20 protein-coding genes are annotated in these 23,979 nt (G+C 71.0%); 6 read left to right on the top strand and 14 right to left on the bottom strand.

Annotated features, from left to right (window positions below):
- The first annotated feature begins 35 nt into the window (after positions 1-35).
- The 4 genes from CRV15_RS01335 to CRV15_RS01320 all read left to right on the top strand — a co-directional run bounded on the left by CRV15_RS01335 (position 36) and on the right by CRV15_RS01320 (position 4,784).
- A complete protein-coding gene (locus tag CRV15_RS01335) occupies positions 36-1,001 on the top strand; it encodes a pirin family protein (protein WP_003956308.1) in 966 nt (321 codons plus the stop codon).
- Between the two features lie 199 nt (positions 1,002-1,200).
- On the top strand, positions 1,201-2,880 hold the full coding sequence (locus tag CRV15_RS01330; protein ID WP_003962654.1) for an HAL/PAL/TAL family ammonia-lyase: 1,680 nt from the start codon (positions 1,201-1,203) through the stop codon (positions 2,878-2,880).
- Entirely contained in the window at positions 2,877-3,644 is a 768-nt protein-coding gene (locus CRV15_RS01325) for an SDR family NAD(P)-dependent oxidoreductase (protein WP_003956310.1), read from the top strand. Before CRV15_RS01330 ends, CRV15_RS01325 begins: the two co-directional genes overlap by 4 nt.
- 3 nt (positions 3,645-3,647) lie before the next feature.
- On the top strand, positions 3,648-4,784 hold the full coding sequence (locus tag CRV15_RS01320; protein WP_003956311.1) for a 3-oxoacyl-[acyl-carrier-protein] synthase III C-terminal domain-containing protein: 1,137 nt from the start codon (positions 3,648-3,650) through the stop codon (positions 4,782-4,784).
- Positions 4,785-4,796: 12 nt separating this feature from the next.
- Here the strand turns inward: CRV15_RS01320 and CRV15_RS01315 are convergent, their stop codons facing one another.
- Both CRV15_RS01315 and CRV15_RS01310 read right to left on the bottom strand, forming a co-directional pair.
- Entirely contained in the window at positions 4,797-5,966 is a 1,170-nt protein-coding gene (locus CRV15_RS01315) for an FAD-dependent oxidoreductase (protein WP_003956312.1), read from the bottom strand.
- Between the two features lie 38 nt (positions 5,967-6,004).
- On the bottom strand, positions 6,005-7,225 hold the full coding sequence (locus CRV15_RS01310; RefSeq protein WP_003962655.1) for a cytochrome P450: 1,221 nt from the start codon (positions 7,223-7,225) through the stop codon (positions 6,005-6,007).
- Positions 7,226-7,412: 187 nt separating this feature from the next.
- Here CRV15_RS01310 and CRV15_RS01305 point away from each other — a divergent pair, with 187 nt between their 5' ends.
- Positions 7,413-8,978: an acyl-CoA synthetase gene (locus CRV15_RS01305; protein ID WP_003956314.1), complete on the top strand. Its 1,566-nt coding sequence runs from the start codon at positions 7,413-7,415 to the stop codon at positions 8,976-8,978.
- Positions 8,979-9,064: 86 nt separating this feature from the next.
- Here the strand turns inward: CRV15_RS01305 and CRV15_RS01300 are convergent, their stop codons facing one another.
- The 12 genes from CRV15_RS01300 to CRV15_RS01245 all read right to left on the bottom strand — a co-directional run bounded on the left by CRV15_RS01300 (position 9,065) and on the right by CRV15_RS01245 (position 20,964).
- On the bottom strand, positions 9,065-10,018 hold the full coding sequence (locus tag CRV15_RS01300) for an acyltransferase domain-containing protein (protein WP_009998105.1): 954 nt from the start codon (positions 10,016-10,018) through the stop codon (positions 9,065-9,067).
- A gap of 139 nt (positions 10,019-10,157) precedes the next feature.
- Entirely contained in the window at positions 10,158-10,907 is a 750-nt protein-coding gene (locus tag CRV15_RS01295; protein ID WP_003956316.1) for an ATP-binding cassette domain-containing protein, read from the bottom strand.
- Entirely contained in the window at positions 10,904-11,491 is a 588-nt protein-coding gene (locus tag CRV15_RS01290) for a hypothetical protein (RefSeq protein WP_003956317.1), read from the bottom strand. The genes CRV15_RS01295 and CRV15_RS01290 overlap by 4 nt, the downstream gene beginning before the upstream one ends.
- A 1-nt stretch (position 11,492) precedes the next feature.
- Complete coding sequence (locus tag CRV15_RS01285; protein WP_003956318.1) at positions 11,493-12,776, bottom strand: DUF7224 domain-containing protein; 1,284 nt, start codon at positions 12,774-12,776, stop codon at positions 11,493-11,495.
- 60 nt (positions 12,777-12,836) lie between these two features.
- The gene (locus CRV15_RS01280; RefSeq protein WP_003956319.1) at positions 12,837-13,265 is read right to left on the bottom strand and encodes a hypothetical protein; all 429 of its coding nucleotides are present in this window, start codon (positions 13,263-13,265) and stop codon (positions 12,837-12,839) included.
- A gap of 351 nt (positions 13,266-13,616) precedes the next feature.
- Positions 13,617-13,793 (bottom strand): hypothetical protein, encoded by a 177-nt coding sequence (locus tag CRV15_RS35790; RefSeq protein WP_157849188.1) that lies wholly within the window; start codon positions 13,791-13,793, stop codon positions 13,617-13,619.
- A 269-nt stretch (positions 13,794-14,062) separates the two neighbouring features.
- Positions 14,063-14,926 (bottom strand): universal stress protein, encoded by an 864-nt coding sequence (locus CRV15_RS01275; protein ID WP_003962659.1) that lies wholly within the window; start codon positions 14,924-14,926, stop codon positions 14,063-14,065.
- A 231-nt stretch (positions 14,927-15,157) separates the two neighbouring features.
- Entirely contained in the window at positions 15,158-16,849 is a 1,692-nt protein-coding gene (locus CRV15_RS01270; RefSeq protein WP_003962660.1) for an NHL repeat-containing protein, read from the bottom strand.
- Positions 16,850-16,885: 36 nt separating this feature from the next.
- The gene (locus CRV15_RS01265; RefSeq protein WP_003962661.1) at positions 16,886-17,137 is read right to left on the bottom strand and encodes a hypothetical protein; all 252 of its coding nucleotides are present in this window, start codon (positions 17,135-17,137) and stop codon (positions 16,886-16,888) included.
- Complete coding sequence (locus CRV15_RS01260; RefSeq protein ID WP_003962662.1) at positions 17,134-18,330, bottom strand: glycosyltransferase family 2 protein; 1,197 nt, start codon at positions 18,328-18,330, stop codon at positions 17,134-17,136. The genes CRV15_RS01265 and CRV15_RS01260 overlap by 4 nt, the downstream gene beginning before the upstream one ends.
- A gap of 150 nt (positions 18,331-18,480) precedes the next feature.
- On the bottom strand, positions 18,481-19,824 hold the full coding sequence (locus tag CRV15_RS01255; protein WP_003962663.1) for a hypothetical protein: 1,344 nt from the start codon (positions 19,822-19,824) through the stop codon (positions 18,481-18,483).
- A 927-nt stretch (positions 19,825-20,751) separates the two neighbouring features.
- Complete coding sequence (locus CRV15_RS01245) at positions 20,752-20,964, bottom strand: hypothetical protein (protein WP_009998111.1); 213 nt, start codon at positions 20,962-20,964, stop codon at positions 20,752-20,754.
- 296 nt (positions 20,965-21,260) lie between these two features.
- Here CRV15_RS01245 and CRV15_RS01240 point away from each other — a divergent pair, with 296 nt between their 5' ends.
- Positions 21,261-23,972: an AfsR/SARP family transcriptional regulator gene (locus CRV15_RS01240; protein WP_230864191.1), complete on the top strand. Its 2,712-nt coding sequence runs from the start codon at positions 21,261-21,263 to the stop codon at positions 23,970-23,972.
- Positions 23,973-23,979: the final 7 nt, after the last annotated feature.

Here is a 23,979-nt window from a genome sequence, read left to right as displayed (position 1 = left end):
ACGGCAGCCGCCCGTACAGGAATAGGTTGAGCGCCATGAGCAATCTCGATCGTCAGGCCGCCCCCTCCGTCTGCGGCGGTCGCGGCTTCGTCGTCGCGGAACCCGTCCGTGAACTCCTCAGCCCCCGCCGGGTCCTCCTCGGGGAGTCCACCGAGGTCCGCAGGCTGCTGCCCAACCTCGGCCGCCGGATGGTGGGGGCCTGGGCCTTCGTCGACCACTACGGCCCGGACGACATCGCCGACGAGCCCGGCATGCAGGTGCCGCCCCACCCCCACATGGGGCTCCAGACCGTGAGCTGGCTCCACCAGGGCGAGGTCCTGCACCGGGACAGCACGGGCGGTCTGGCCACCATCAGGCCCCGTGAGCTGGGCCTGATGACCTCGGGCCGCGCCATCAGCCACTCGGAGGAGAGCCCGCGCCCGCACGCCCGCTTCCTCCACGGGGCCCAGCTCTGGGTGGCCCTGCCCGACTCCCACCGGAACGTCGAACCGCACTTCCAGCACCACCCCGTGCTCCCCACGGTCACGGCCCCCGGCCTGAGCGCCACGGTCATCCTCGGCACCCTCGACGGCGCCACCTCCCCCGGCACCACCTACACCCCGATCGTCGGCGCCGACCTCACCCTCACCCGGGGCGCCGACCTCCGCCTCCCCCTCGACCCCGACTTCGAGTACGCGGTCCTCTCCATGTCCGGCGAGACCCACGTCGACGGCGTCCCCGTCCTCCCCGGCTCCATGCTCTACCTCGGCTGCGGCCGTACCGGACTCCCCCTGCGCGCGGAGTCCGACGCGGCGCTGATGCTGCTGGGCGGCGAACCCTTCGAGGAGGAGCTGATCATGTGGTGGAACTTCATCGCACGAAGCAATGACGAGATCACCCAGGCCCGTTCCGACTGGATGACCACCACCCGCTTCGGCGAGGTCCATGGCTACGACGGAGGTCCGCTGGCGGCCCCGGAACTTCCGCCGGGCGCGCTGAAGAAGCGGGGACGGGTGCGCTGACCTGGCGTTCGCCGAACCCCGCCGCCGTCGCTGTCCCGGTGGACGCGGACGGGGGCCGGGCCGCGGGTGGGGTTCGGCGCCGGACTCGGGGTGTGCGGAGTGAGGGCTTCCGGTGGTATCCGGCCAATCCTGTCGATCGACAGCGGACGGCCGGAGAGCCTGGCTAGCCTTGGCCGTCTCACGTCCGAGGTGATGCGATATGTCTGCGATCGAAGTCGGCGAAAAGAATCCAGCCGAGACCCCCCATCCGACCGTGCCGGTCCGTATCCCCCTGGGGGACGACAGCCTGTCGGCACGCACGGCCGCCCTCGTCGCACGCGCGGCGGGCCACCGGTTCGACATGGCGGTGGAGGACCGCGCCGCGGCGCGCATGGACGAGTCGGTGCGGCTGCGCGACGACCTCGTCGCGACCTGCCGTCCGATCTACGGTGTGACGACGGGTTTCGGGGACAGCGCGCGGTTCCAGGTCAGCCCCGAGCACGCGGGCGCGTTGCAGCGCGGCCTCATCACCTACCACCTCAACGGGACCGGCCCGGCCACCGAATCGAGTACGGTACGGGCCACCATGCTCATCCGGGCGAACAGCCTCGCCCGCGGCTACTCGGGCGTCCGCCGCGAGGTGGTGGAGCTGATCCTCGACTTCCTCAGACACGACATCGTTCCTGTCATCCCCGAGCGCGGGTCGGTCGGCGCGAGCGGTGATCTGGTGCCCCTGTGCTATCTGGCCGAAGCGCTCTGCGGCGGCGGCGAGGTCCGATGGGACGGCAGGGTCCTGCCGGCGGCGGAGGCGATGGAGGCCCGCGGTCTGCGCCCCGTCGTGCTCCAGGCCAAGGAGGGTCTGGCGCTGATCAACGGGACCGCGTTCATGTCGGCCTTCGCGGTCCACGCCCTCGACGCGGCCGACCGGATCGCCGTCGCCGCCGATGTCTGCACGGCCCTGGCCGTGGAAGGACTGCTCGGCAACCGCGGGCACTTCCACCCCGGCATCCACCGGCAGAAGCCGCACCCGGGACAGCTGCGCTCGGCCGCCCGTATCCGCGCGCTGCTAGCCGGCTCCCTCCTCTGCGGGGACAGGCCCACCGTCGAACAGCCCCGCACGGACGTCATCCACCGGAACACCCTCCCCCTGGCCCGGAACATCCAGGACCCGTACTCGATCCGCTGCATGCCGCACGTCAACGGCGTCCTCCTGGACACGGTGGACTGGGTCGAGCGCTGGCTCACGGTGGAGATCAACTCGACCAACGACAACCCCCTGTTCGACCCGGAGTCCGCCGAGGTCCACAGCGGCGGCAACTTCTACGGCGGGCACGTCGGCCACGCCATGGACTCGCTCAAGCTCGCGGTCGCCAGTACCGGCGACATCCTCGACCGCCAGGTGGCACTGCTGGTGGACGACAAGACCAACCACGGCCTGCCGCCGAACCTCGCGGCGCCGACCGCGACCGGACTCAACCACGGCTTCAAGGGGATGCAGATCGCCGCCTCCGCGCTCGCCGCCGAGGCGCTGAAGCTGACGAATCCCGCGACCGCCTTCTCCCGGTCCACCGAGGCGCACAACCAGGACAAGGTCAGCATGGGCACGATCGCCGCGCGGGACGCCCGGACGGTGACCGAACTCGTCGTGGAGATCGCGGCCATCACCCTGCTCGCGGCCTGCCAGGCGGTCGAGTACCGGGGAACGGACCGGCTGAGCGACCGGACGCGCACGGTCCATGAGCTGGTCCGGACCCAGGTGCCGAGGCTGGACGGCGACCGGCGGCTCGACCGTGACCTCGAAGCCGTCGTGGACATGATCACGAGTGGTGCGATCGGTGAGCTGGTGCACGGGATGCACCTGGCCGACCTGCCCGAGGAGTCCAAGGGGAGCGCGCGGTGACCGGTCGCCTCGAAGGCAAGGTCGCGTTCATCAGCGGAACCGGACGCTACGGGATCGGACAGGTCGCCGCGCGGCACTTCGCCGCGGAGGGCGCCCGGGTCTTCGGCTGCGCCCGGCACCGGGAGACCTCCGACAAGACGCTGGAGATGGTGCGCGCCGCCGGAGGCACCATGTCGGCGCTGGCCCCGATCGACCTCTCCCGACCCGAGGGCGCACAGGCGTGGATCGACGCGGGCATCCAGGAGTTCGGGAGGATCGACATCCTCTTCAACAACGCGTCCAGTCTGCGCAACGGCCCGTTCGACGAACAGCCGCTCGAAGACTGGTACTTCACCATCGACCATGAGCTGCATCTGCCCTACCTGTGCACGCGTGCGGCGTGGCCGCACCTCAAGCGCAACGGCGGCGTGGTCATCAACATGGGTTCGGTGGCGGGAATCCGCGGCGTCATGTTCCAGCCGATGGTCCCGCACGGAGTCACGAAGGCCGCCACCATCTCGTTCACCAGGCACCTCACAGCGGCCGGTATCGACCACGGCATCCGGGCCGTCGCCATCAGCCCGGGTCTGGTGCGCAGCGAGGCCACCGGGCACCACCTCGGCTCGCCGGTCTTCGCCGAGCTGATGAGCAGGACGCCGTCCCGGCGTATCGCCGAGCCGGAGGAGATCGCCAACCTCGCGGTGTTCCTGGCGTCGGACGAGGCCACCTACATCAACGGCGCGAACATCGTCATCGACGGCGGTGTCTCCGCCATGGGAGGGTGATCCATGGGAGCCCGGGGCACGGTCGACCCGCGGATCGTCTCGGTCGTCGCCGAGCTCCCGGGCCCGCGGTGGACGACCGGCGAACTGCTCGCGGCCTCCGGTGACCGGCTCTCCGGCCCGCTGCGGGAGATGCTGTCGTCCCTCGGTGTCGACAGCAGGCATTCCGTGCTCGCCAACTTCCCGGAGGTGCTGTTCGCCGGGGCCACCCCCGAACTCGCCACACCGGCCGGTGAACTGGCCGCCGCCGCGGTACGGCGCTGTATGGACAGGGCGGGGGCCGACTTCGGCTCCGTCGGCCTGGTCCTCGGGGTGACCAGCAGCCCCGGCCGGCTGCTGCCGAGCCTGGTGTGCGATCTGTTCGCCCTGATCCCCGAGATCCCCCGGGACGCCTCCAGCCTCAGCATCAGCTATATGGGCTGCTCGGCGATCGCGAAGGTGGTGGAGACCGCTCGGTGGTACCTCACCTGCCATCCGGACAAGCATGTCCTGGTGAGCTTCATGGACGCCATCACCCCGCTCTCCCCACCACTTCCCGGCCGCTATCTGCACTTCAACGAGATAGCGCCGGAGCGCCGCCAGGAGACCGTGGACGCCATGCACGGCTTCCTCTTCGGCGACGCCTCGGTGGGCATGCTGCTCGGCGCGGACGGCCCCGGCCCGGTCCTCGGCCCGGTCGCGGGAGTGACCAACGAGCGGCCCGAGGACGCTGAACTGGGCACCGTGCCCGACGGGGGGTCGGACATCCCGGAGGTGTACGGGCGCAGGCTCTACACCCTGAGCCCGGATGTCTCGGCCCGTGGAAGGGCCTACGCGAGCGCCACCGTGAGATCGTTGATCGCCACGGGGGAGTGCGGCCTGGACCGCCCCGCGGACGCGTCGCTGATGCTGATGCACACGGGAAGCAAGCGCATACTGGACAGCTTGTGCGCGGAATTCGGCGTGCCCACCGACAGTCCGGTGGTCGCGTCCTCCTATCGTGTGCTGCGGCGGTACGGGAACACGATCGGCTGCTCGGTCCCGCTGATGCTGGCCGAACCGGTCCTCCGCACCGCGGGCGAGGGGATCGTCATGGCCTTTGGACTGAGTTTCTCCTGTGGCGCGTTCTCGCTGACGGTGCCGGAAGGGGGCTGGCGGCCGTGAGCCCCCGTCCGGTCACGGGGGAGCGGTGTCCAGCTCCGCGATCGCCTTCTCCAGCAGGGGAAAGGTCCTGGCGCGCATGGCTTCCTCGTACCGGGCCAGCGACTCAGGCAGGGGCGCGTCCGCCGTCAGCGCGGACACCAGGTCGGCGGCGTCGCGCAGCGTGCTGTTGGCGCCGTGCCCGTACTTCGGGGGCATGGCGTGGATCGCGTCACCGAGCAGGGTGACGTTGCCCGTGGGCCACAGGGGGGCCGGGGAGAGCATCCGGATGGTCCGTGGAGTGATGGACGGCGGGGAGACGCAGTCGACAAGGCCACGCAGTCCGGGATGCCAGTCCCGGACCGCCTCGCGCATCAAGGAGTGCAGGAATTCCCTGGGCGCGCGGAAGAAATCCGCTTCACCGAGTCCGGGGCCGGTCAGCTCGAGATTGACCGCGACATAGTCATCGACCGGGTCCAGCCGTACGTCCGGCGCGATCGCCGCCGTCGCCCGCTCCGGTGAACTGCGGGGCTGGAAGAGGCCCGCGGCCAGATGCGTTCCCGCGGCGTCCCGGACCATGACGAAGCTGTCCTCGAACGCGGGGAGCAGCACGGCGGACAGCGCGTCGGTGAGCGGAGCCTGCGTCAACAGGGCGTGCTGGACCAGGGGGACGACGTCCACCGCGGGCAGCAGTCGGCGCCGCACCGTCGAATTGATCCCGTCGGCACCCACCAGCAAGGTGCCCCGCGCGCTGCCGCCGTCGGCGAGTTCCAGGACGATATCGCCGCCGTCCCGCCGGTACCCGGTCGCCTCCGTCCCGAAGTGGACCGTGCCGGTGAGACCGGCGAGCAGGATCTGGCACAGCGTTCTGCGGTGCACGGACGTGTGCGGCGTGACCGGGTCGTTGGCAGGCCCGACATGGGGGAGCGTGCCGATCTCCCTGCCGAGATGATCGACCAGGACGACCAGGTCACGACGGGGTGTGCGACACGATGTGGCCACATACAACTCGTAGAGACGGCTGGGCAGGCAGCGGCGCAGCGCATCGCCGCCCTCCCGGTTCAGGTGCAGGAGATTGCCTTCCCCGGGCAGGCCGGGTGAGCGTTCGTACACCGAGCAGCCGACTCCCGCGCGCCGCAGCCCTTGCGCCAGACAGAGGCCGCCGACCCCCGCTCCGACGATGAGCACATGCTGATCGCGGTTCATCGTTCTCCCCTCGCCGTCGTGCCGTGCGGTGCCGTGCGTCAACCGTTCAACTCGTAGGTGACAGGAAGGTGTCTGAGTCCTCCGACGAACGTGCCGGCCGTCAGAACCGGTGGACCGGCGAGCTCGATACGGCGCAGCCGGGGGAGGAGTTCCGCGAAGAACGCGCCGATCTCCATCCTGGCCAGAGCGGCACCGAGACAGTGGTGCGGGCCGAAGCCGAAGGACAGATGGCGATTCGGACTGCGGGTCACATCGAATCTGAACGGATCGTCCGTGTACACGCTCTCGTCGCGATTGGCGGACGCGTAGCTCAGCAGCACCGCGTCCCCCGCGCGGATGGTGACTTCGCGCAGGTCGTAGTCCTCGGTGGCGGTCCGCATGAACGACTTGGTGGGAGTCACCCAGCGGATCATCTCGTTGACGGCGGACGGCATGACCGATGGATCGTCCCGTAACCGGTCGAGCTGCTCAGGATGGTCGATCAGCGCGTGGAGACCGCCGGACACCACGCTCGCCACGGTGTCGTGTCCGGCGGTCGCGATCGTGACGAGAAAGGAAGCCGCCTCCCCGCTGGACAGCCGTTCGCCGTCGATCCGCGCATGGGCCGTGTACGACGCCAGATCCTCCGTCGGACGCGACACCCGATCCGTGGCCACCGCCTGGAAGTGGCGGAACAAGCCGGCCTGGGCCGCGAGGAACGCGTCGGGGTCGCTGCCCCGCAGACGCCGGGTCAGCTCCAGAATCCTCCGGTAGTCCGAGTCCGGCAGGCCCAGGAGCGACAGGATGGAGTACAGCGAGAACGGATGCGCCACATCGACGGCGATATCGCACGCTCCGCGCAGCTCTGCCATTCTGTCGACCCGCCGTCTCGCGATATCGGCGATGCGGCCGCGTACCTCGTCACCCAGGGCCCGGGTCCTGAACCAGTCGGCGCCGACGGCCCGGAGCGGGCCATGGTCCGGATCATCCAGATGGATGAGGGTGCGGAGCCCCGGCTCCGCTGCGGCTGCTCTCCGCTCCATCGCCGCGGGCATGAGGACCGGCCGCGGCCCGTTGCGGAACCGGCGGTTCGCCCGCCCGATCTCCATGATGTCGGCATGCCGGGTGACGGCCCAGAACGGCCGGTACCCGGGCGCGTCGACCCAGTGCACGGGCGCCTGCCGCCGGAGCAGACCCAGCGCCTGGTGCAACCGTTCCTCGTCCGCGTACACCGAAGGGGTGGCCAGCGCCTGACCGGCGGCGCGAATCCGTGGGTCCACCAGCTGACCTCGTTCCTGCTCGGATGCCGGGAGACGGCCACAACGGTCGGTCGCTTCGGTGGCATTCCTCTGACGGGCCGCTGCGTCTGCTGGATACGCTAGTGGGAAGCGGACGGCCTCCGCCTTCCGCTTGACATCCAAGGACACCGTCTCGACGCTCAAGGGCCCGATGGGGAGGAGAGTCCGCGTGCGTGACCAAGGCATCGGCTCCTGGATTCGACGGCGTGCCCGCAAGACCCCTCACCGCTGTGCCGTCGTCCACCGGGACCTCCGGTACACCTACGCGCAGTGGGACGAGCGGACCACCCGTCTCGCCCACCATCTGCGCGGCCTCGGGGTCCGCCGCGGCGACCGCGTCGGATTCCTCGGCGCGAACCATCCCGCGCTGCTGGAGACCCTGTTCGCGGCGGGGCAACTCGGCGCGGTCCTCGTCCCGTTGAACACCCGGCTCGCCGCCCCCGAGCTGCGGCACTGCCTCACCGACTCCGGTACCTCCCTGCTGGTGCACGCCCCCGCGTTCGACGCGTTCGCCCGCGACTGCCCCGTCGGCCGGACCGTCCCCGTCGACGACACCTACGAGGACGCGCTGGCCCGGGCCGACGGCACTCCTCTCGACGAGAGCGTCTCCCGCGACGACAACGCCGTCATCATGTACACCTCGGGGACGACGGGCCGGGCCAAGGGGGTCGTCCTCAGCCACGGCAACATCACCTGGAACAGCGTCAACGTCCTCGTGGACGCCGACCTCGCCTCCGACGAGGTGACACTGCTGTCGGCACCGCTGTTCCACACCGCGGCGCTCAACATGACGTGCCTGCCGGTGCTGCTCAAGGGCGGCACGCTCGTTCTGGAGGAGTCGTTCTCCCCGACACGTACGCTCGACCTGATCGAGGAGCACGGTGTCACGCTGATGTTCGGCGTCCCGGCGATGTTCCAGCAGATCGCCGCCGCGGAGCGGTTCGACGCGGCCGACCTGTCGTCGGTGCGGACGATGCTCTGCGGCGGAGCGCCGGTGCCGCCCGCGCTCATCCGGCTGTACAAGGATCGAGGGCTGCGCTTTCTCCAGGGCTACGGCCTGACCGAGGCGTCCCCCGGCGTGTGTCTGCTGGACGCGGAGAACGCCCTGACCAAGGCGGGCAGCGCCGGTCTGCCGCACTTCTTCAACGACATCCGGATCGTGGACCGCGCCGGGGACGACGTCGAACGCGGTGAGCGCGGTGAGCTGCTCGTCGAGGGCCCCACCGTCACCTCCGGCTACTGGGGCCCGTCCGAGGAGAACGAGGCCGCCTTCGCCGACGGCTGGCTCCACTCGGGCGACGTGGTGACGCAGGACGAGGACGGGTACGTCACCGTCGTCGACCGTGCCAAGGACATGATCATCTCGGGTGGGGAGAACATCTCCCCCGTGGAGGTGGAGAAGGCGCTGTTCGAGCATCCGGCCGTCGCCGACTGCGCCGTGATCGGCGTACCCGACGCGACCTGGGGCGAGGTGGGTTGTGCCGTGATCGTCCGGACGCCGGGCGCCGGGGCCACCGGCGAGGAGATCCTCGCCTTCCTCGACGGGCGGCTCGCCCGCTACAAGATTCCCCACGCTGTCGTCCTCACGGACGCACTGCCGCGCAACAGCACCGGCAAGGTGGCCAAGCACCGTCTGCGCGAGATCTGTGCGACGACCGCCCCTCCTCGCCCCGGAGCCGCCCCGAACACGGGCCGGGCCGTGGAACCCGACGACCCCGGCGGACCCGCTCGCTGAAGGGCAGGAGCCCGCCCGGGACAGCGAAGGGGACAGATCCACGGCCAGGGCGCGCTTCCGTCCGGGAGGCCCGGGAAGTCCCGGGGTCACGGGGCGAGGGCCGCCGCGACCTCCAAGGGGGTGGCGGGCCCGGGGAGGGGTGCCGCGCAGCGGGCTCCGGGGTCGTCCTGCCCGATCCACCGGGCGAGCGTGTCGCCGGGGCCGCAGGCGACGAAGGACCCGATGCCCGTGTCGCGCAGGGCGCCCGGGACGGAGTACCAGGACAGCGGGGCGATGAGATCCGCGGCGAGCCAGTCGGCGAGGTCGTCCCGCCCCGGCCGCAGGAACCGCAGCTCCACCGCCGAGTACACGGGACAGCGGGAGGGCCGGGCGTCCAGGCCGCGCAGCCGCTCACGCAGCCGTTCGGCCACCGGAGCCAGCGCCGGGTGGTGGAAGGCGTACGGCACCGGAAGCCGGGCACCCGCCACCCCCGCCTCCTCGGCCGCCCGCCGGACCCGGGAGAGGGCGAACAGCGGCCCGGACACCACGAACCGCCGTGCCGTGTCCCGCCCCGCCCGCACCACCTCGGGCTCGCCGACATCGTCCAGCAGCGCCTCGACCCGTTCCCGCGAAGCCTCCAGCGCCAGCATCCCCCCGGGCAGCAGCCGCTGGGACCGCAGCACCGCGATCCGCTCGCAGAGCGCGGCGGCGGCGTCATGGACCGACAGCACCCCGGCGGCGGCCAACGCGGCGAAACCCCCCGAACCATGACCGCACACCGCCCCGGGCGCCACGCGGTGCACCGACCCCAGATAACCCGCCAGCGCCAGCGACGCGGCGAGGACCGCGAGCTGCCGCTGCTCCCACCCGGGCGGTCCGCCGTCGGTCCGCTCCCTGTTCACGAGCAGCGGGATGACGGGCGGACAACCGTGACCGGCCGCGACGGCCTCGACGGTACGGATCGCCTCGTCGGCGGCGGGACTGCCGCCCCGCAGATACCGCCATACCCCGGGCAGGTAGGACTCCTGCCCTGGGAAGAGAAACGCGGGATCTGGACTCATGTGTGTCTCCGCCGCATCTCCCCCGGTGAGTGCGGGATCTGCCCCGGTAGGTACGCGCTGCCATTGTAGAACGCGGCGGGGGATCGTTCCCGGGGAGCCGGCTGCTCGGCGCATCGGGGCCCGGGGCGAGCGGGTCCGATCAGCCGCTGTCCTTGAGCTTCATGAGGACGGCGTACGCGGACTCGGCCTGACGGGCGGGAGCGGCGTCGGGGCGGGCGTGGTCCAGGAAGCTCTGGGTGCCACCGTGGTGGAGGATGCGGCCGCGGTCCATGAGGGAGACTGTGTTCGCCTCGTCGGCCAGGTCGGCGATGTCATGGGTGGACATCAGTACCGGGATGCGGGCGGCGACCGTCCGCAGCACGTCCCGGAAGACCGTGCGCTGGTGCGGGTCGAGACCGGCCGTGGGCTCGTCGAGGAGGATCACCCGCGCGTCGTGGGCGAGGGCGCAGGCGATGCCGACGCGGCGGAGCTGGCCGCCGGAGAGCTTGGCCGTCTTCCGGCCACTCTGCTCGGCGAGCCCCACCTGGTCGAGGACGGCTCCCGCGCGCTCCCACGCGCCGGTGCGGCTCTCGCCCTTCAGCCAGGCCATGTACGCCACATACTCACGGGCGGTCAACTGCCGCGATGTCGGCACCCGCTGGGGCAGCCATGCCACATGGCGGCGGTACTCACGACGGGTGGAGGTGAGGGCCGAACCCTTGAGCAGGACCCGCCCGGCCCGGGGTGCCGCCGTGCCGGCCAGCAGGGACATCGTCGTCGACTTTCCCGCTCCATTGGGGCCGAGCAGGATCGTCAGGCCCTCGTCGGGGACTTCGTAGCTGAAGTCGGAGAGAACGGGGCGCTCCCAGCGACGGTAGCGGAACGTGACGCGGTCGAGCAGCAGAGTCATCGGTCGGTCCTTGATGTGAAGCAGCGGAGGGAGAGAAGCCCGGCCAGGAAGACAGCGGCGGCCCCCACGGCGGCATGGGCGACCTGAGGCGCCTCGGTGACGATCACCCAGGGGTGGGGATCGTCGCGGCTCCGGCCGCCGAGGAACATGGCCTGGATCATCCAGAAGACGGGGACCAGGGGCGCGCGATGGCCGATCAGGGGCCAGGCGCCCAGGGCGAGTCCACAGAAGAGCAGGTTGTTCCGCGCGGCTGCCAAGGTGGCGTCCGGCCCCAGGAGGGACATTCCCGCAGCCGCCGCCGTCGCGAGCAGTGCGAAGCCGGACACCAGCAGGATGTCCCTCGCGTCGACGCGGCGGACCGCGGAGCGTTCCACCGAAGGCATCCGCCGCTCAAGACAGGCGATCACGGCGACGCCGGGGATGAGGGCGACGAAGTTGCTCAGCTCCGTCACCGTGGCGTAGTGCCCCAGGAACGAGGGGAGGACGACCACCACCCCGCTGGTCATGGCGGTGCCCAGGACGAAGGCGAGCAGCGCGGCGGGCAGCAGCCCGAGGGCGCCTCGCTGACGTATCCACCAGATCATGTCAGCGGCCTGTCGGGCAGGCGGATCGGAGCTGCTGGGCGTACCAGGTCTTCTGGTCCGGCAGGGGGAGTCCGCTCACTCTGGCCGTCTCGGCGAGAAGCTGCTCCTTGGTCTGGCCCTGGCTGAACTCCTGGGTCTCCCGGGAGAGCCACTCCAGATAGTCCTCTCCGACCCCTATGGTCTGGGCCGCCCAGAGGGTGTTGTAGTGCAGCACGTTCCAGTCCGGGTTCTCGCACGGCATGCCGACGACGGAGATGGCGATGTCCTCCCGGAGGGCCTGACGCGCGTCGCCTCCCGTGAGGGCCAGTGTCCAGCTCTCCCCTGCGGTGTCGATCCGCCGGTCGTCCGCCACGATGGCATCGGTGACGAGCCGGGGTACCCGGGGGATGACGCCCTTGGCCGCCAGCCGGTCCGTCATGTTCGCGAGGGTGGACCGGACGTCAGCGATGTGGTCGGAGCCGGCCTCGGGCAGACAGACCCGGGGCCGCTCCCCCGCGCAGACGACCGGGGCCAGGCCCTTGGCGGTCGGCGGGATCGAACGCCAGTCCTTGGTGATGCCATAGGCGCCGACCAGGCCGCCGATCGCGAGGACGAGGGAGAGGGAGATATGACGGATGGGGTCGCGGCGCGCCCCGGCCAGGGTGACACAGGCGAGAGCCAGGCACACGGTGGGAAGCAGCGCGGCCACCGTCATGGCGGGCGAGTACGCCTCGCCGAACCCCACCCAGTTGACCGACCCGGTGATGTGGTGCGCCCAGAAGCTGTCCGTGCCCAGCGGAAAGCTGATGCCCATGAAGGCCAGCACCGAGACCAGCGGTGCGGAGTAGAGCGCGTGCAGACGGCGGCCGACGACGAATCCGATGACGGCGTGGGCGGTGAGCAGGACCACCACGATGGCCATGAGGTGCAGTGCGTACAGATCGGGAAGGACCCCGACCACCCACAGTCCGCCCGCCATGACTCCGGCGACCAGCGTCGACAGGGACACCACGGTGATGAGGACCGGCTGTACCGCGATGCGCCATGTGGGCCTGACCGTGCCCGAGTCCCAGGTGCCCAGGGCCCTGAGCCGGGTGGCTTCCACGGCGGTCAGTCCCGCCGCTGCCGCCGCGGCCATCGGGACGGGGGCGTGCAGTGCGTACGACGCCGCCTGCGCCGCCCACGGCAGGGTTATCAGATGTTCGATACGCCGGGTGCTCGTGAGGAAGACATAGCCGAAGAAGAGGCCGATGAAGGGCGCGGCCAGCACGGCAGGGTGCGTGCGAAGGGACGTGGGGAATCGCATGAGGGCTCACATCGGGGCAAAGCCGGGCCTCCGCGCTGGTCACGCGGAGGCCCGGCGGGATCAGTCGGCCTTGGTGGTGTCCACGTTGACCTTGGTGACAGCGACGGCGCAGGAGATGCACCCCGAGCCGATCTTGTCGATCTCGAAGTAGTAGCTGTCGCGGGGCAGCCCCGTCTGGGTGGCGGTGCTCTTCTGGCTCGCGCCCTTGAAGCAGTTGGTGAATGTGGAGGTGTCGTGCTTCTTGTCGCTCCCCCAGTCGATCTGCTGCCAGAGCGCCACATCCACGCTCGTCCGGCCGTACACCTCGTCACAACCGGTGAAGTTGATCTCATTGTACGACTCGTCGACCCACTGCTGGGAGAGCTTCCCCTGGTTCCCGACCCAGTTGTTGGCGGTCCAGTTGGCCCAAGCGGACGTGCTGGTGGCGAAGGTGAGCACCGCGGCGGCTCCGGCGATGAGGCCGGCCTTGCGCAAACGGCTGCCTGTCATGAAAAACCCTCCCTTGGGCTTGTCGACCCTTCGAGGCTCCCCGCCTCGAACTGAAGATCGAAAGCTGGGCGACTGTAACAGTGATCAGCCAGTGGCGGAAAACGCTTAACTACCGCTCCCACCTGCGAAGATTTCTGCTGAGTACGGGGTGTTCGGCTCGGTGCGGGCGCCCGCCCCGGGTCCAACTCCCCTTCCCTGAAGGGGCGGTGCGCACGGTCGCCGGTCTCCCTTCCGCACGAAGACGGGACGCCCTCCACCGCCGTCCGGCGGCAGATGTCCGTCGAACGGCGGTGGAGTCGCCCACCGGGTGACGGGTACGCGGCTGCGGTTTCCGGCCCGTCGGTACCGCCGCTACGGGAAGAGCATGATTCCGAGGGCGACCACCACGATGATCGCGATGATGAGCAGGACCGTCACGGCGAGGGTGGGACGCCGCAGGGGTGCTCCGCCCTGGCCGCCGCGTGGCCGGTCCTCCGGCAGGCTGGCGTTCTCGGGCCGGTCCCGTCGGTAGAAGTCGTCGTCCGTCATGGTCATCACCTGTTCCCGGCGCGGGACGGGCCCCGGACACGTCCGTCTCCCCGCGGACCGGAACAGGTCCGCCTCCACGGGTCGGCGGGGCATGCTCGCCCGCCGTCCGGGGTGCCCCGGCGGCGGGCGACCGGTATCCCGCGCCCATCTCCACTGTAGGTTCCCGGGCACGGGCACCCCAAGGTCACCGCCGCAGTGCGCCGCATTTCTTCGTCTCCGCAGGTCAGTGGGGTGGACATGGCCGACTCACACCGTTGGACACGCCCGATTCAGCGGTGCGGCACCACGGCGACCGGCACGGGGACGTGGTGCAGCACCCCATAGGTCACCGACCCGGCGCGGGCTCCCAGCGGGAAGTGCCGGGACCGGTGTCCCACCACGAGCAGGGACGCTCCCTGTGCCGCGTCCGTCAGCAGATCGACGGGGCGGCCGGGGGCGGAGTCCTCGACCACCTCCACCGTCCGGTACCGCTCGCGCCACGGCCGCAGCGCCTCGGTCAGGGCGGCGGCCTCGCGCTGCGCGTGGTCACCGGTCAGGGAGTCGCCGGCGACCAGACCGAAGCCGAAGTAGCCGGGCGAGCGCCAGACGTGGACGGCCCGCAGCGGGCAGTCGTGGCGGGCCGCGGCCTCGAAGGCGAACTCCAGCGGTTCATCGGCCCCCTTCGCGACGCCCACCACGACGGGACCGTCCGGGGCGGGCGCCCGCTGCCCCTTCCCCGGGGAGCGGACGAAGACCAGGGGAGGCTCCTTCAGCTCCCCCAGGAGCAGATGTCCCGTGGAGCCCACCAGATATCCGGCGGTACCGCTCAGCCCCTGGGACCCCAGCACCAGAAGCGTGGACTCCTTCGCGGCGGCCGACAGCACCGGCTCGGGTTCCCCGTCGATCTGTTCGACGGTGAGCTCCAGCGCGGGGTGGCCGCTCCGGAGACGGGCCTCGGTCTCCCTCGGAACGCGCTGCCCCCAGTGCTCCAAGGCCTGCCGCGCCTCCGGCGCCTCGGGCAGGGGGAAGGGCTTCGGCCAGACGTTGATGACGCGCAGGGGCAGACCGCGCAGCTCCGCCTCCTGGGCGCCCCAGTCGGCGGCGGCGAGACTCTGCGGAGATCCGTCGACACCGACGGTGACAGGGAACGGCACGGCGAACCACCTCCGGGGCGCGGAACCGTACGCGGCCTTGCTTCCAGCATGGGGCGGCGGGCCGAGAACCGCGAGGCACGCCGCCTCCGGTGCCGGGGACCCGGCGCCGGAGGAACCCGGCCGGCGCGGCCTGCCCCGCCGCCGTCCGCGTCCGGCTGTCCGACGCCGCGTCCCCGCCGCCGGGGGAGGCGACGGGGACGCGGGGTACGGGGGCGGGACTCTGCGCGGGTGTCAGCCGGTGACCGTGACGCCGACCTGGCCCCGGACGATCACGGGGCCGCCGATCGCGAACTCCACCGGCAGGACGCCGGGCTCCGCGTCCGGGTCGATCTCCATGGCGGGGTAGATCAGGACCCAGGCGCCGGGTGCGGTGTCGAACGGGACGTCCCACAGGGTCAGGGTGCGCAGATCGGTGCCGCGTTCGCCGGTGGCGAGGTGCTCGGCGGGTTCGTCGGCCTGGCGGGTGAAGGCCACCGAGTCCTCCAGGAAGCGCAGCCCGGGCGGGGCCGTGATCACCAGCGGCTCGGTGCCGAGGGGGTGCCGGTCGACATTGCGGAGCCGGAGCGCGGGATAGATCCACTGCGTGCCGGGCCGGGCGGCGGCCGGGTGGCCCTGACCGACGGTGACATCGGTGGGCAGGGACGCCTCCCGGACGGTGAGCAGGAAGGTCACCGAGCTGCCACCGGCGGTGGCCCGTACCCGGACCATGCCCGGTCGGGTGCCCGCCACCAGCGCCGGACCGGTGGTCGCCTTGCCGTACGCGTCCGAGGTCAGCACGGCGGGGGAGCCACCGGCGAAGTCCGTGCCGGTGCCGTCGGTGTCGACGATCTCGAAGGTCACCCGCCGCCCGGCCGCCGCCTCCCCGCCCCGGGTCACCTGGACGGAGAGCGCGCCGAACTCCCCGCCGGTGTGCTGCCGCTGCCCGTCGCCGCCGACGAGGACGATGGCGTCGGGCTCGGGCAGGGCGAGCCGGTTGAGCCGCAGCACCCGGCCGCCGTTGTCCGTGTCGGTGACATACACGTCGTGTCCCGAGACATGGATGTCGTGCAGGTTGCCGATCCCGGAGACGACCTTCGCCCTGCGTCCGGTGGCGAGGTCGATCCGCCAGATACCGCCCGAGGCGGTCTTCTCCACGACGAACGCCTCGTTCCCCGGTGTGCAGCAGAGCCCGCCGGTGGAGCCGAGGCCGTCGGCGACGGTGGTGACCGCGCCGGAGGACACGCTGACGCGCAACAGACGTCCGCTGTTGTCCTCATCGGTCACATACAGCTCGTCGGTCCCGTAGCTGACGCAGGAGACGTCCTGCGGCCTGCCGAGGCCGCCCGCGATCCGGGTGGCGGCACCCTCCCTGGTGACCTTCCACAGGACGCCCCCGCCGTCCTCCTGGACGACGGCGTAGGTGCTGCGGGCGATGATGATCGAGCCCTGGGCGGCGCCCAGGGACGCGGCGGGGACCCGGTAGGCGCTCCCGGTCTCGGCCGTCACCTCGTACAGGGTTCCACTGGTGTACACGGCCGTGAACAGCGCGTCCTTGCCGCTGTCGAGGAAGACGCCCCGGTCCAGGTACTCCACGCCCCCGAGGTTCTGCGCCAGCCGGGTCCTGCTCCCCGTCGCCTCGTCGACCCGGTAGAGGTTGCCGCCGTTGCCGTACTCGGCGACCCAGAGCGCCTCCTGCCGCCGGTAGACGCCCGTGGGCACGTTGAAGCCGGTGGCGATCACGGTCATGTCGACCGCCCGGGGGGCGGCGGCGAGACTCAGGGTGAGGCTGAAGGAGTCCTGCGGCTGCTCCGGCGCGGCGGCGACGACGCCCCCGCCGGGCGCGCCCTCGCCGGGCAGGTCCCCGCCGGGTACGCCCGCGTTCGGCAGGTCCGCGTTCCGTACGTCCTGGTTCTCCTGGTTCTCCTGGATCACTGCGTCGCTCATGGGAGTGTTCTCCGATCCGTCGTGGTGCGGGGAGGGTTACGGGACCGCCACCCAGGCGGTCCGCTCGGGGACGGCATGGTGGGGACGGGGCTGCCGCCAGGCGACGTCCGGACCGCGCCCGCGGCGCGGCGGGAGGAGTTTGGCGACCGAGGTGCCCGCCATGATCAAGGTGGTGACGGCGACGACCCCCGCGAGGGCCTGGAAGCCGGAGTCCGACCTCCTGGACAGCAGGACCCCGGCGCCGCCCGCGCCGAACGCGCCGATGGCCGGGAGCGCTCCGTACATCATGTGGCGCACCAGCGTTCCTCGCGGCGCCGTGCCATGTCCCACAGGGAACGGACATAGACGGCGTGCTGGAACAGGTCGTAGGCCAGCTCCACGGCGAGGGTGCCCGCGAGGAGCTGCGCCCGCCAGCCCGCGCCCCGGGCGGTGACGACCTTCTCGGCGACGAAGACCAGACCCACGGCCGTCCAGAAGGGCCGGAACTCCGGGCGCCCCCGGGCCAGCATCCAGCCGGTGAAGACGAAGTAGAGGGCGAGGAAGAGAACGGACATGCCCATGAAGCCCTGCCGGATGATGTACGGCGCGGTGACCGGGGTCCAGCCGTAGTCCCGCAGGTTCTCCAGCGCGCCGCGCTGCCAGCGCAGCCGCTGGTGCCAGAGCTTGGGCAGGCTCGTCATCACCTCGGTCACCACCGCGCAGCCCGGCGGCGAGACGGTGCGGTAGCCGAGGGTGCGCACCGCCTTGGTGATCTCGTCGTCCTCGGTGAGGGAGGCGAGCGAGTAGTACGAGGAGCCGCCGCCGATCCGGCCCGCGTTCCGGGCGGCCTTGACCTCCCGCAGGGTGCGGGCCCGGAAGAGGGTCGCGGTGCCGGTGAGGACGTCGGCGCGGTGGCCGCGGCGGGTGATCTCCCGGGCGTAGCGCTGGAACTCCATCCGCTGGAGGACTCCGAGCAGCCCGCCGCCGCGCTCCCCGTAGAAGATGCCGCCGACGGCCCCGACCGTGCGGTCCATCGCGCCGATGGCACTGGCGACGAAGGAGGGCGCGAGGACGGTGTCGGCGTCCTGGACGAGGACGAGGTCGTCGGCCGCCAGTTCGTGCAGCACGGCGTCGAGGGCCTGGTTGAGGGCGCCCGCCTTCTTGTGCCGGTTGGCCCGGGAGGCGAAGACGGCGGCGCCGTTCGCGCGGGCGATCCCGGGGGTGTCGTCGGTGCAGTTGTCGGCGACGACGACCACGCGGTGCGGCGGGCACTGCTGGCGGCGCAGGGCCGCGAGGGAGGCGGCGATGCGTTCGGCCTCGTTGTGGGCGGGGATCAGCGCCACGATCCGGGGCGCGGTCCCGTGGCGGTCGGTGTCGGTGTCGGGGCTGGTGCCGGTCTCGGGGCCGGGGCCGGGGCCGGTGCCGGTCTCGGCGTCGGTGGTGTCCGGCCGTTCGGGGAGCGGGGGCCGGTGGTCCCGGCGGATGATGCGCGGCCATCGCATGAGAGTGCACTCCTGGAACCGTTGTCGCGGTGGTGGATGCGTGTGCTGAGTGCCTGCGGCGGGTGCCCGTGGCGGGGCGGGGGTGTGGCACCGGGGTGTCACCGGGGTGCCACACCCCCTGTCACCCGGAGCGTCCGGGGCCGGGGCCCGTCAGCCCGCGGGCGTCACGACGATCGTGGCGTGGGCCGTGGCGAAGGCGGGCTCACCGATCGCGATACCGACCTGCAAGCTGCCCGTGGCCGTCTGCTCGACCCCCACGGCCGGGTAGACCGACACCCAGGGGTCCTTGCCGGTGGCCAGGTTCAGCGGAACGGCGGGGCAGGTCAGGGTGCGCCTGTCGGCCGAGAGCGAGCCCGCGGCCTTGATCTCGGTGTCCGGGGCCGACCAGCGGGTGAAGGTGACCGACTCCTCCAGGAAGTGCAGCCCCTCGGGGGCGGTGAAGACGATCGGCACCGTGCCGATGGTGGACTGACCGGTGTTGCTGACGACGAACGCCGGGTAGACCCACTTCGTCTGTCCCGCGACCGCGGTCCTGTCCTCGGCCCAGATATAGGCGCTCTGCCCGGTGCCCCCGTCCTGCCCCGCGTGGTAGCGGTAGTAGACACTGCCGATCTGGAAGGCGTCCTCGGGCTTGGCCGGGTCCCAGCCGAGGGCGCTCGCCGTTCCGCCGGGCTCGGTGGTGGACCCGGGCCAGACCAGGAAGCGGTAGTAGCCCGTCCGGTCACCGAGCTGCCGCAGATTGAGCGGGGGCAGGGTCACCTTGCGGCCGGTACCGCTGTCCTGGTGCCCCGGGACGGACAGTTTCTGCGGGGCCGGGGTGGCGCGCGAGGGCGTGCCGTCCTCGCGAACGAGCTGGTAGTACACATGGTCGCTGTGGTTGCTCGCCACCCCCTGCACGCCCTGACGCAGATTGACCAGGTCGACGATGAACTTGTCACCGGGGATGAGTCCGTTGTCGGACACATAGCCGAAGCCCGCCTGGCTGTTGGGCGAGCCGCCCCAGTTGTTGTCCCAGGGCAGCCGGACGAACGGGCGGCCCACCATCTGCGGGTCCGCCTGGGTCCAGGCCCCGGCCAGCACCTCGACCTCCGGGGACGCGGAGCGGACGGTGCCGTCGTCGAGAACGGCCTCGACGAGTATCCGGTACGTACGGCTGTACGCCGGGCGCGGGTCGGCGTCGACGTTGAGATCGCCGCGCAGGGTGAAGGTGATGAGGTCGGAGTCGTCGAGGAAGGCGAGATCGATGACCTCGTACTGCTGGTCGATACCGCTCTGGCCGCGCTTGCACTCGACCGTGTCCATGGTCGCCTGGCCGTTGCCGTAGTAGGAGTAGCGGATCGCCTTGATCTTCACGCCCATCGGCACCCGGATGCGGCCGTCGTAGCGGAACTCACTGTCCCAGGTGGCGAAGCGGTTGGCGTGCCCGAGGGTCCGGATGCCGGTCCACTCGGGGTCCTGCGCCACGGGCACGGAGGACATGTCCGACGCGTTCATGGGGAACTCTCCTCTTGGGTTTCCTGCGGTGCTTTCTTCGTGGGGACAGCGCGTCGGACCGGGCTCTCCGGCCGGGCCGGGCCCCCTGGTCCGCCGCGCTTCACTGCCGCGCTCACTCCTTCGAACGGCCGATGGCTCGCCGTTCTCTTGCGCAAAGGCACCCCTGGTCTGCCGACCCTCCAGAGCTTCAGCCGTCTCGTCCGGCACAGCGGTCATCACCTTCCTCGGGGGAATCTCCGATGACCGCGATGTTCCGGCGGGACGGCCGACGCGGAGCAGGTCGTCGACCGGGCAGCAGAAGTATTGACCGGCCTCGGAGCCCGGCTGATTTCTTTGAGTCAGTACGGGGAGGAGGGCCCGGTATGGCTGTTTCATGCGACTCCTCCACCGGCGGGGCCAATCGCCCTCTTGACGCCCGGACGGCCCCTCTGGCCGGAGGGAAGAACCGCTGGTGGCAACGGAACTTCCGGCATGCGGACAGCGGGGCCCGGCGAGGCGGGACGTGTCACCGGGGCAGGGGAAGCGTTTATCGATGCCCGTACCCGGGGACGCGCCAGGGCCGGGTGACCTCGGCCACCCCGTGAGAACGGCCACACGGCGCACCCTCGAACCCCGGGGATTGTCCCGGTATCCCCCTCGGCCGACTTCCCCGGTGACCGGCCTCGTCCTCCGTGGCCGGCCACGGACGCCGACCGAATTTTTCTGACACGGCGAGTGTTTTTCAAACGTTTATTGTTCGCGATTGTGATGTCTTCTGTGAAACATGGGGCGAACGGGAGAGTGTGTGCCTGAGGTGCCGGGGGAGGAGCAGGGCGCGGGGGAGGGACGTCTGGTCATCCGAAACGCCACGGGCGGGCCGGGATCTCTCCCGGCCCGCCCGTGCTCGGCTTCCCTTGGTGCGGTGCCCTGTCGCCGCCCCCTGCCCTGCTACTCGAACTCGGCCAGCAGCGCGGCCTCGTGGATTCGCTGGGCCGTCGGCCGGACCGGCTTCCAGGTGCGGTTGTGGGGCTGGTCCGTTGCCGGCCGCGGCGTCGGCCGGAGCGTGCGCCGCCGACGGGGCGGCATGGTCGCCTCGGGCCGGGGCCCCGTCGCCGACCGGCGGGGGGCCTGCTGGGTGCGCTGATGCTGTGTGGTCGCCATGGACCGCTCCTTATGAGTGGGTGAATCCTTGATGCCCGCCCCGATGTCCGGCCGTGCGATCCGCTGTCGCCGGGATCGCTTCCCGCCGGTCCGGGAGGATGCCTCGGCGGGTCCGGCGGCCGGCTGGATCAGTGGGGGAGGTGTTGGAAGATTGGCAGATCGCCCGTGAATTGCCAAACAGGAAACGTTAGTTGAACGTTATTGGCTCTCCGCCACTCTCTGGCATGGTCTGTCGTTGTCATCGACATCGAGGGCCGCGGCGTACCGCCGCAATGAACGGCAAGGAGCTGATCGGCATGGAATTTCGTGTGCTGGGTCCGGTGGCGGTACTTCAATCGGGCCTTCCGGTTCCGGTGGCCTCCAAGCCCCTTCACCTGCTGGCCGTGCTGCTCCTGGCGCCCGGTCATCGTGCTCCGCATTCCATCGTCGCGCACTGCCTGTGGCCCGGCGAGGAATCGAACTCCAATCGAATTCGTCAATGCTTCCACCAATTAAGGCAGTCTGTGCCCGGGATCTTCCAGCGCAACGAACGCGGCTACTGCCAGATCCAGGTGGTTCCGCAGAGCGTGGACTGCATCCGCTTCCAGGAATCCCTGCGCGCGGCGGACGCTGCGAAGAGTGCGGCGGAACGGCTCAAGGCCCTCCGGTCCGCCCTCGGAGAAGTACGGGGAACACCCCTGGAGGGTCTGCCCGGCGAGGGCTTTCAACGGAAAAGGGAAGAAATCAGCGAGACGCTGCGGGAAGCCACGGCCGCCTGTGTGCTCGCCGAACTCGACTGCGGGGAGACAGAGCGAGCGTACGAGCGCGCTGCCCAGGCACTGGAGCAGTGGCCGGAGAGCGAGCCGCTGCTCGCGCTCAACGTACGTGCCCTGCGCGGACTCGGCCGGGACGACCGGATCGGTCCGCTGCTCACCCGCTGGGAACGCGGGACCGGCCGGTCCGCCACTCATCTGCTCCTCTCCCGGACGACGGCCGAGGGCCCGGACCGGGTCACGGTCAGCTCCGCACCTGCTCCGTTTCCTGCGAAGCACCGTCAACTCCCCGCACAGCCAGGGGTGCTGATCGGCCGCCGGGCCGAACTCGAACAGCTCAGGGAGATCGTCCTGGGGCTGACCCGTGAGACCAGGGTGGCCGCGGTCGGAGGAATGCCGGGGGTGGGCAAGACCTTTCTCGCCGTGCGGACGGCCGAACTGGTCATGCGGCACTTCCCGGACGGCGTCCTCTATGTCGATCTCCATGGGTACTCCCCGGGGGAACCGGAGCCCCATGCGCGCATTCTGGTCAGAATCCTGAACGACCTGGGCGTCTCCCCGGCGACACCCACGGATGACGGCATGGCCTCCGCGTACCGGAACGCGCTCGCGAACCGCGCGGTGCTGCTGGTCCTGGACAACGCCCGGGACGAGGACCATGTACGTCCCCTGCTCCCCGCGCCCGGGGCCAGTGCGGCGATCATCACCAGCCGTCGGAAACTGCACGGGCTGGGTGTCCGGGAATCGGCAGGTCTGGTCGACCTTCTTCCGCTGGACGACGGGGAGTCCGCCGAACTGCTGCGGATCAGACTCGGCGAGGACCGTACCCGTACGGCTCTGCCGTTCCTCCCCGACCTGGTCGACCACTGCGGCGGTCTGCCCCTCGCCCTGTGCGTCGTGGCCGCGCGGATCGCGCACCACCCGGCCCGGGACGTCGCGGGCATCGTGCGCGAGCTGCGGCAGGAGAACACCCGGCTGCGCTCCCTGGATCTCGCCTCGCAGAGCGAGAGCGTCAGACTCTCCCTCGAACTCTCCCACCGGCAGTTGCCGGCGCCCGCCGCACGGCTTCTCTGGCAGCTCGCGGTCCACCCGGGGCCGACATTCAGCTGGCAGGCCGTGCGATCACTCGAACCGGACAACAGGAGCGGGCTCAGTGAGGCACTCGACAGCCTGACCGGGATGAACCTGGTGGCCGAGATGGAGGAGGACCGCTACTTCCTGCACGACGTGATCCGTCTCTACGCGGGCGGGCTGGCGAACCGGCGGAGCGAGGCCGAGCGCGCCGCGGTCGTGGAACGGGTGCTGTACTTCCTGCTGCACAACGCCCGGGCCTGCGACCGCGTCCTCGACCCGGACCGGAGGCTCCCCATCGGCGAACCGCAGGGGGTCGAGGTGGTCACGCCGGGCAGCGCGCCGAACGCGATGCGCTGGTTCGAGACCGAGTACCCCACACTCGTGGCCGCGGTGGGACTGGCGCGGGAGCACGGACTCGACCGCTACACCTGGCTGCTCCCGATGACACTGGTGACCTTCCAGTGGCGCACCCACCGTTATCTGGACGCACTCGACCTGCTGACACCCGCCTTGACGGCCGCGGAGCGGGTGGCCGACACCGCGGACGTGGGCATGATCTACCGGATGCTCGCCGGAACCCATCAGGGACTGCAGAATCCGGCACTGGCCGTCCGCGCGCTGCGGAGCGCGGTGCGGGTGAGCGAGGAGGACGGCGACACCTCCGGCGCGGCGCTGGGCCGGCACGCCCTCGGCGTCGTGCTGCGGGGGAGCGGTGCGACCGTCGAGGCCCACCAGAACTTCGCCGGAGCGCTGGCCGCCTTCGAGCAGTTGGGCGACCCGTTGGGGCGGGGAGCCGCCCTGAACGGGGTCGGTAACGTCCACTACGACCTCGGGCGTTATGACGAGGCTCTTGAGTACTGCCTCCGTTCGCTCGCGGTGCTGGACCGCACGGATGATCTCAACGGCCGGGCGTACGCGCTGTTCAGCCTGGGGCGGATCAGGGTGGCCCGGGAGGAGTACGAGGCCGCAGTCGAGGACTTCCGGCACTCCCACGGCCTCTACCGGACACTGGCTTACCGGAGCCGGGAGGTGCGGGCGCTGGTCTGGCTCGGTGAGGCGCTGAACGGGGCGAACCGGCCCCACGAAGCATCGGCGGCGGTGGAGAAGGCCCGTTTCCTGTTGAGGGGGCTGGGCGAGCACGACCCCGATGCGGCGGTGGAACGGGAGCGGCACAGGCCGTGACGGATCC

It is taken from the genome of Streptomyces clavuligerus, assembly GCF_005519465.1.
In the GTDB taxonomy this organism is placed as follows: Bacteria; Actinomycetota; Actinomycetes; order Streptomycetales; family Streptomycetaceae; genus Streptomyces; species Streptomyces clavuligerus.
Note: the sequence above shows the minus strand (reverse complement) of the source record. Positions and strands in the feature narration are given on the sequence as shown.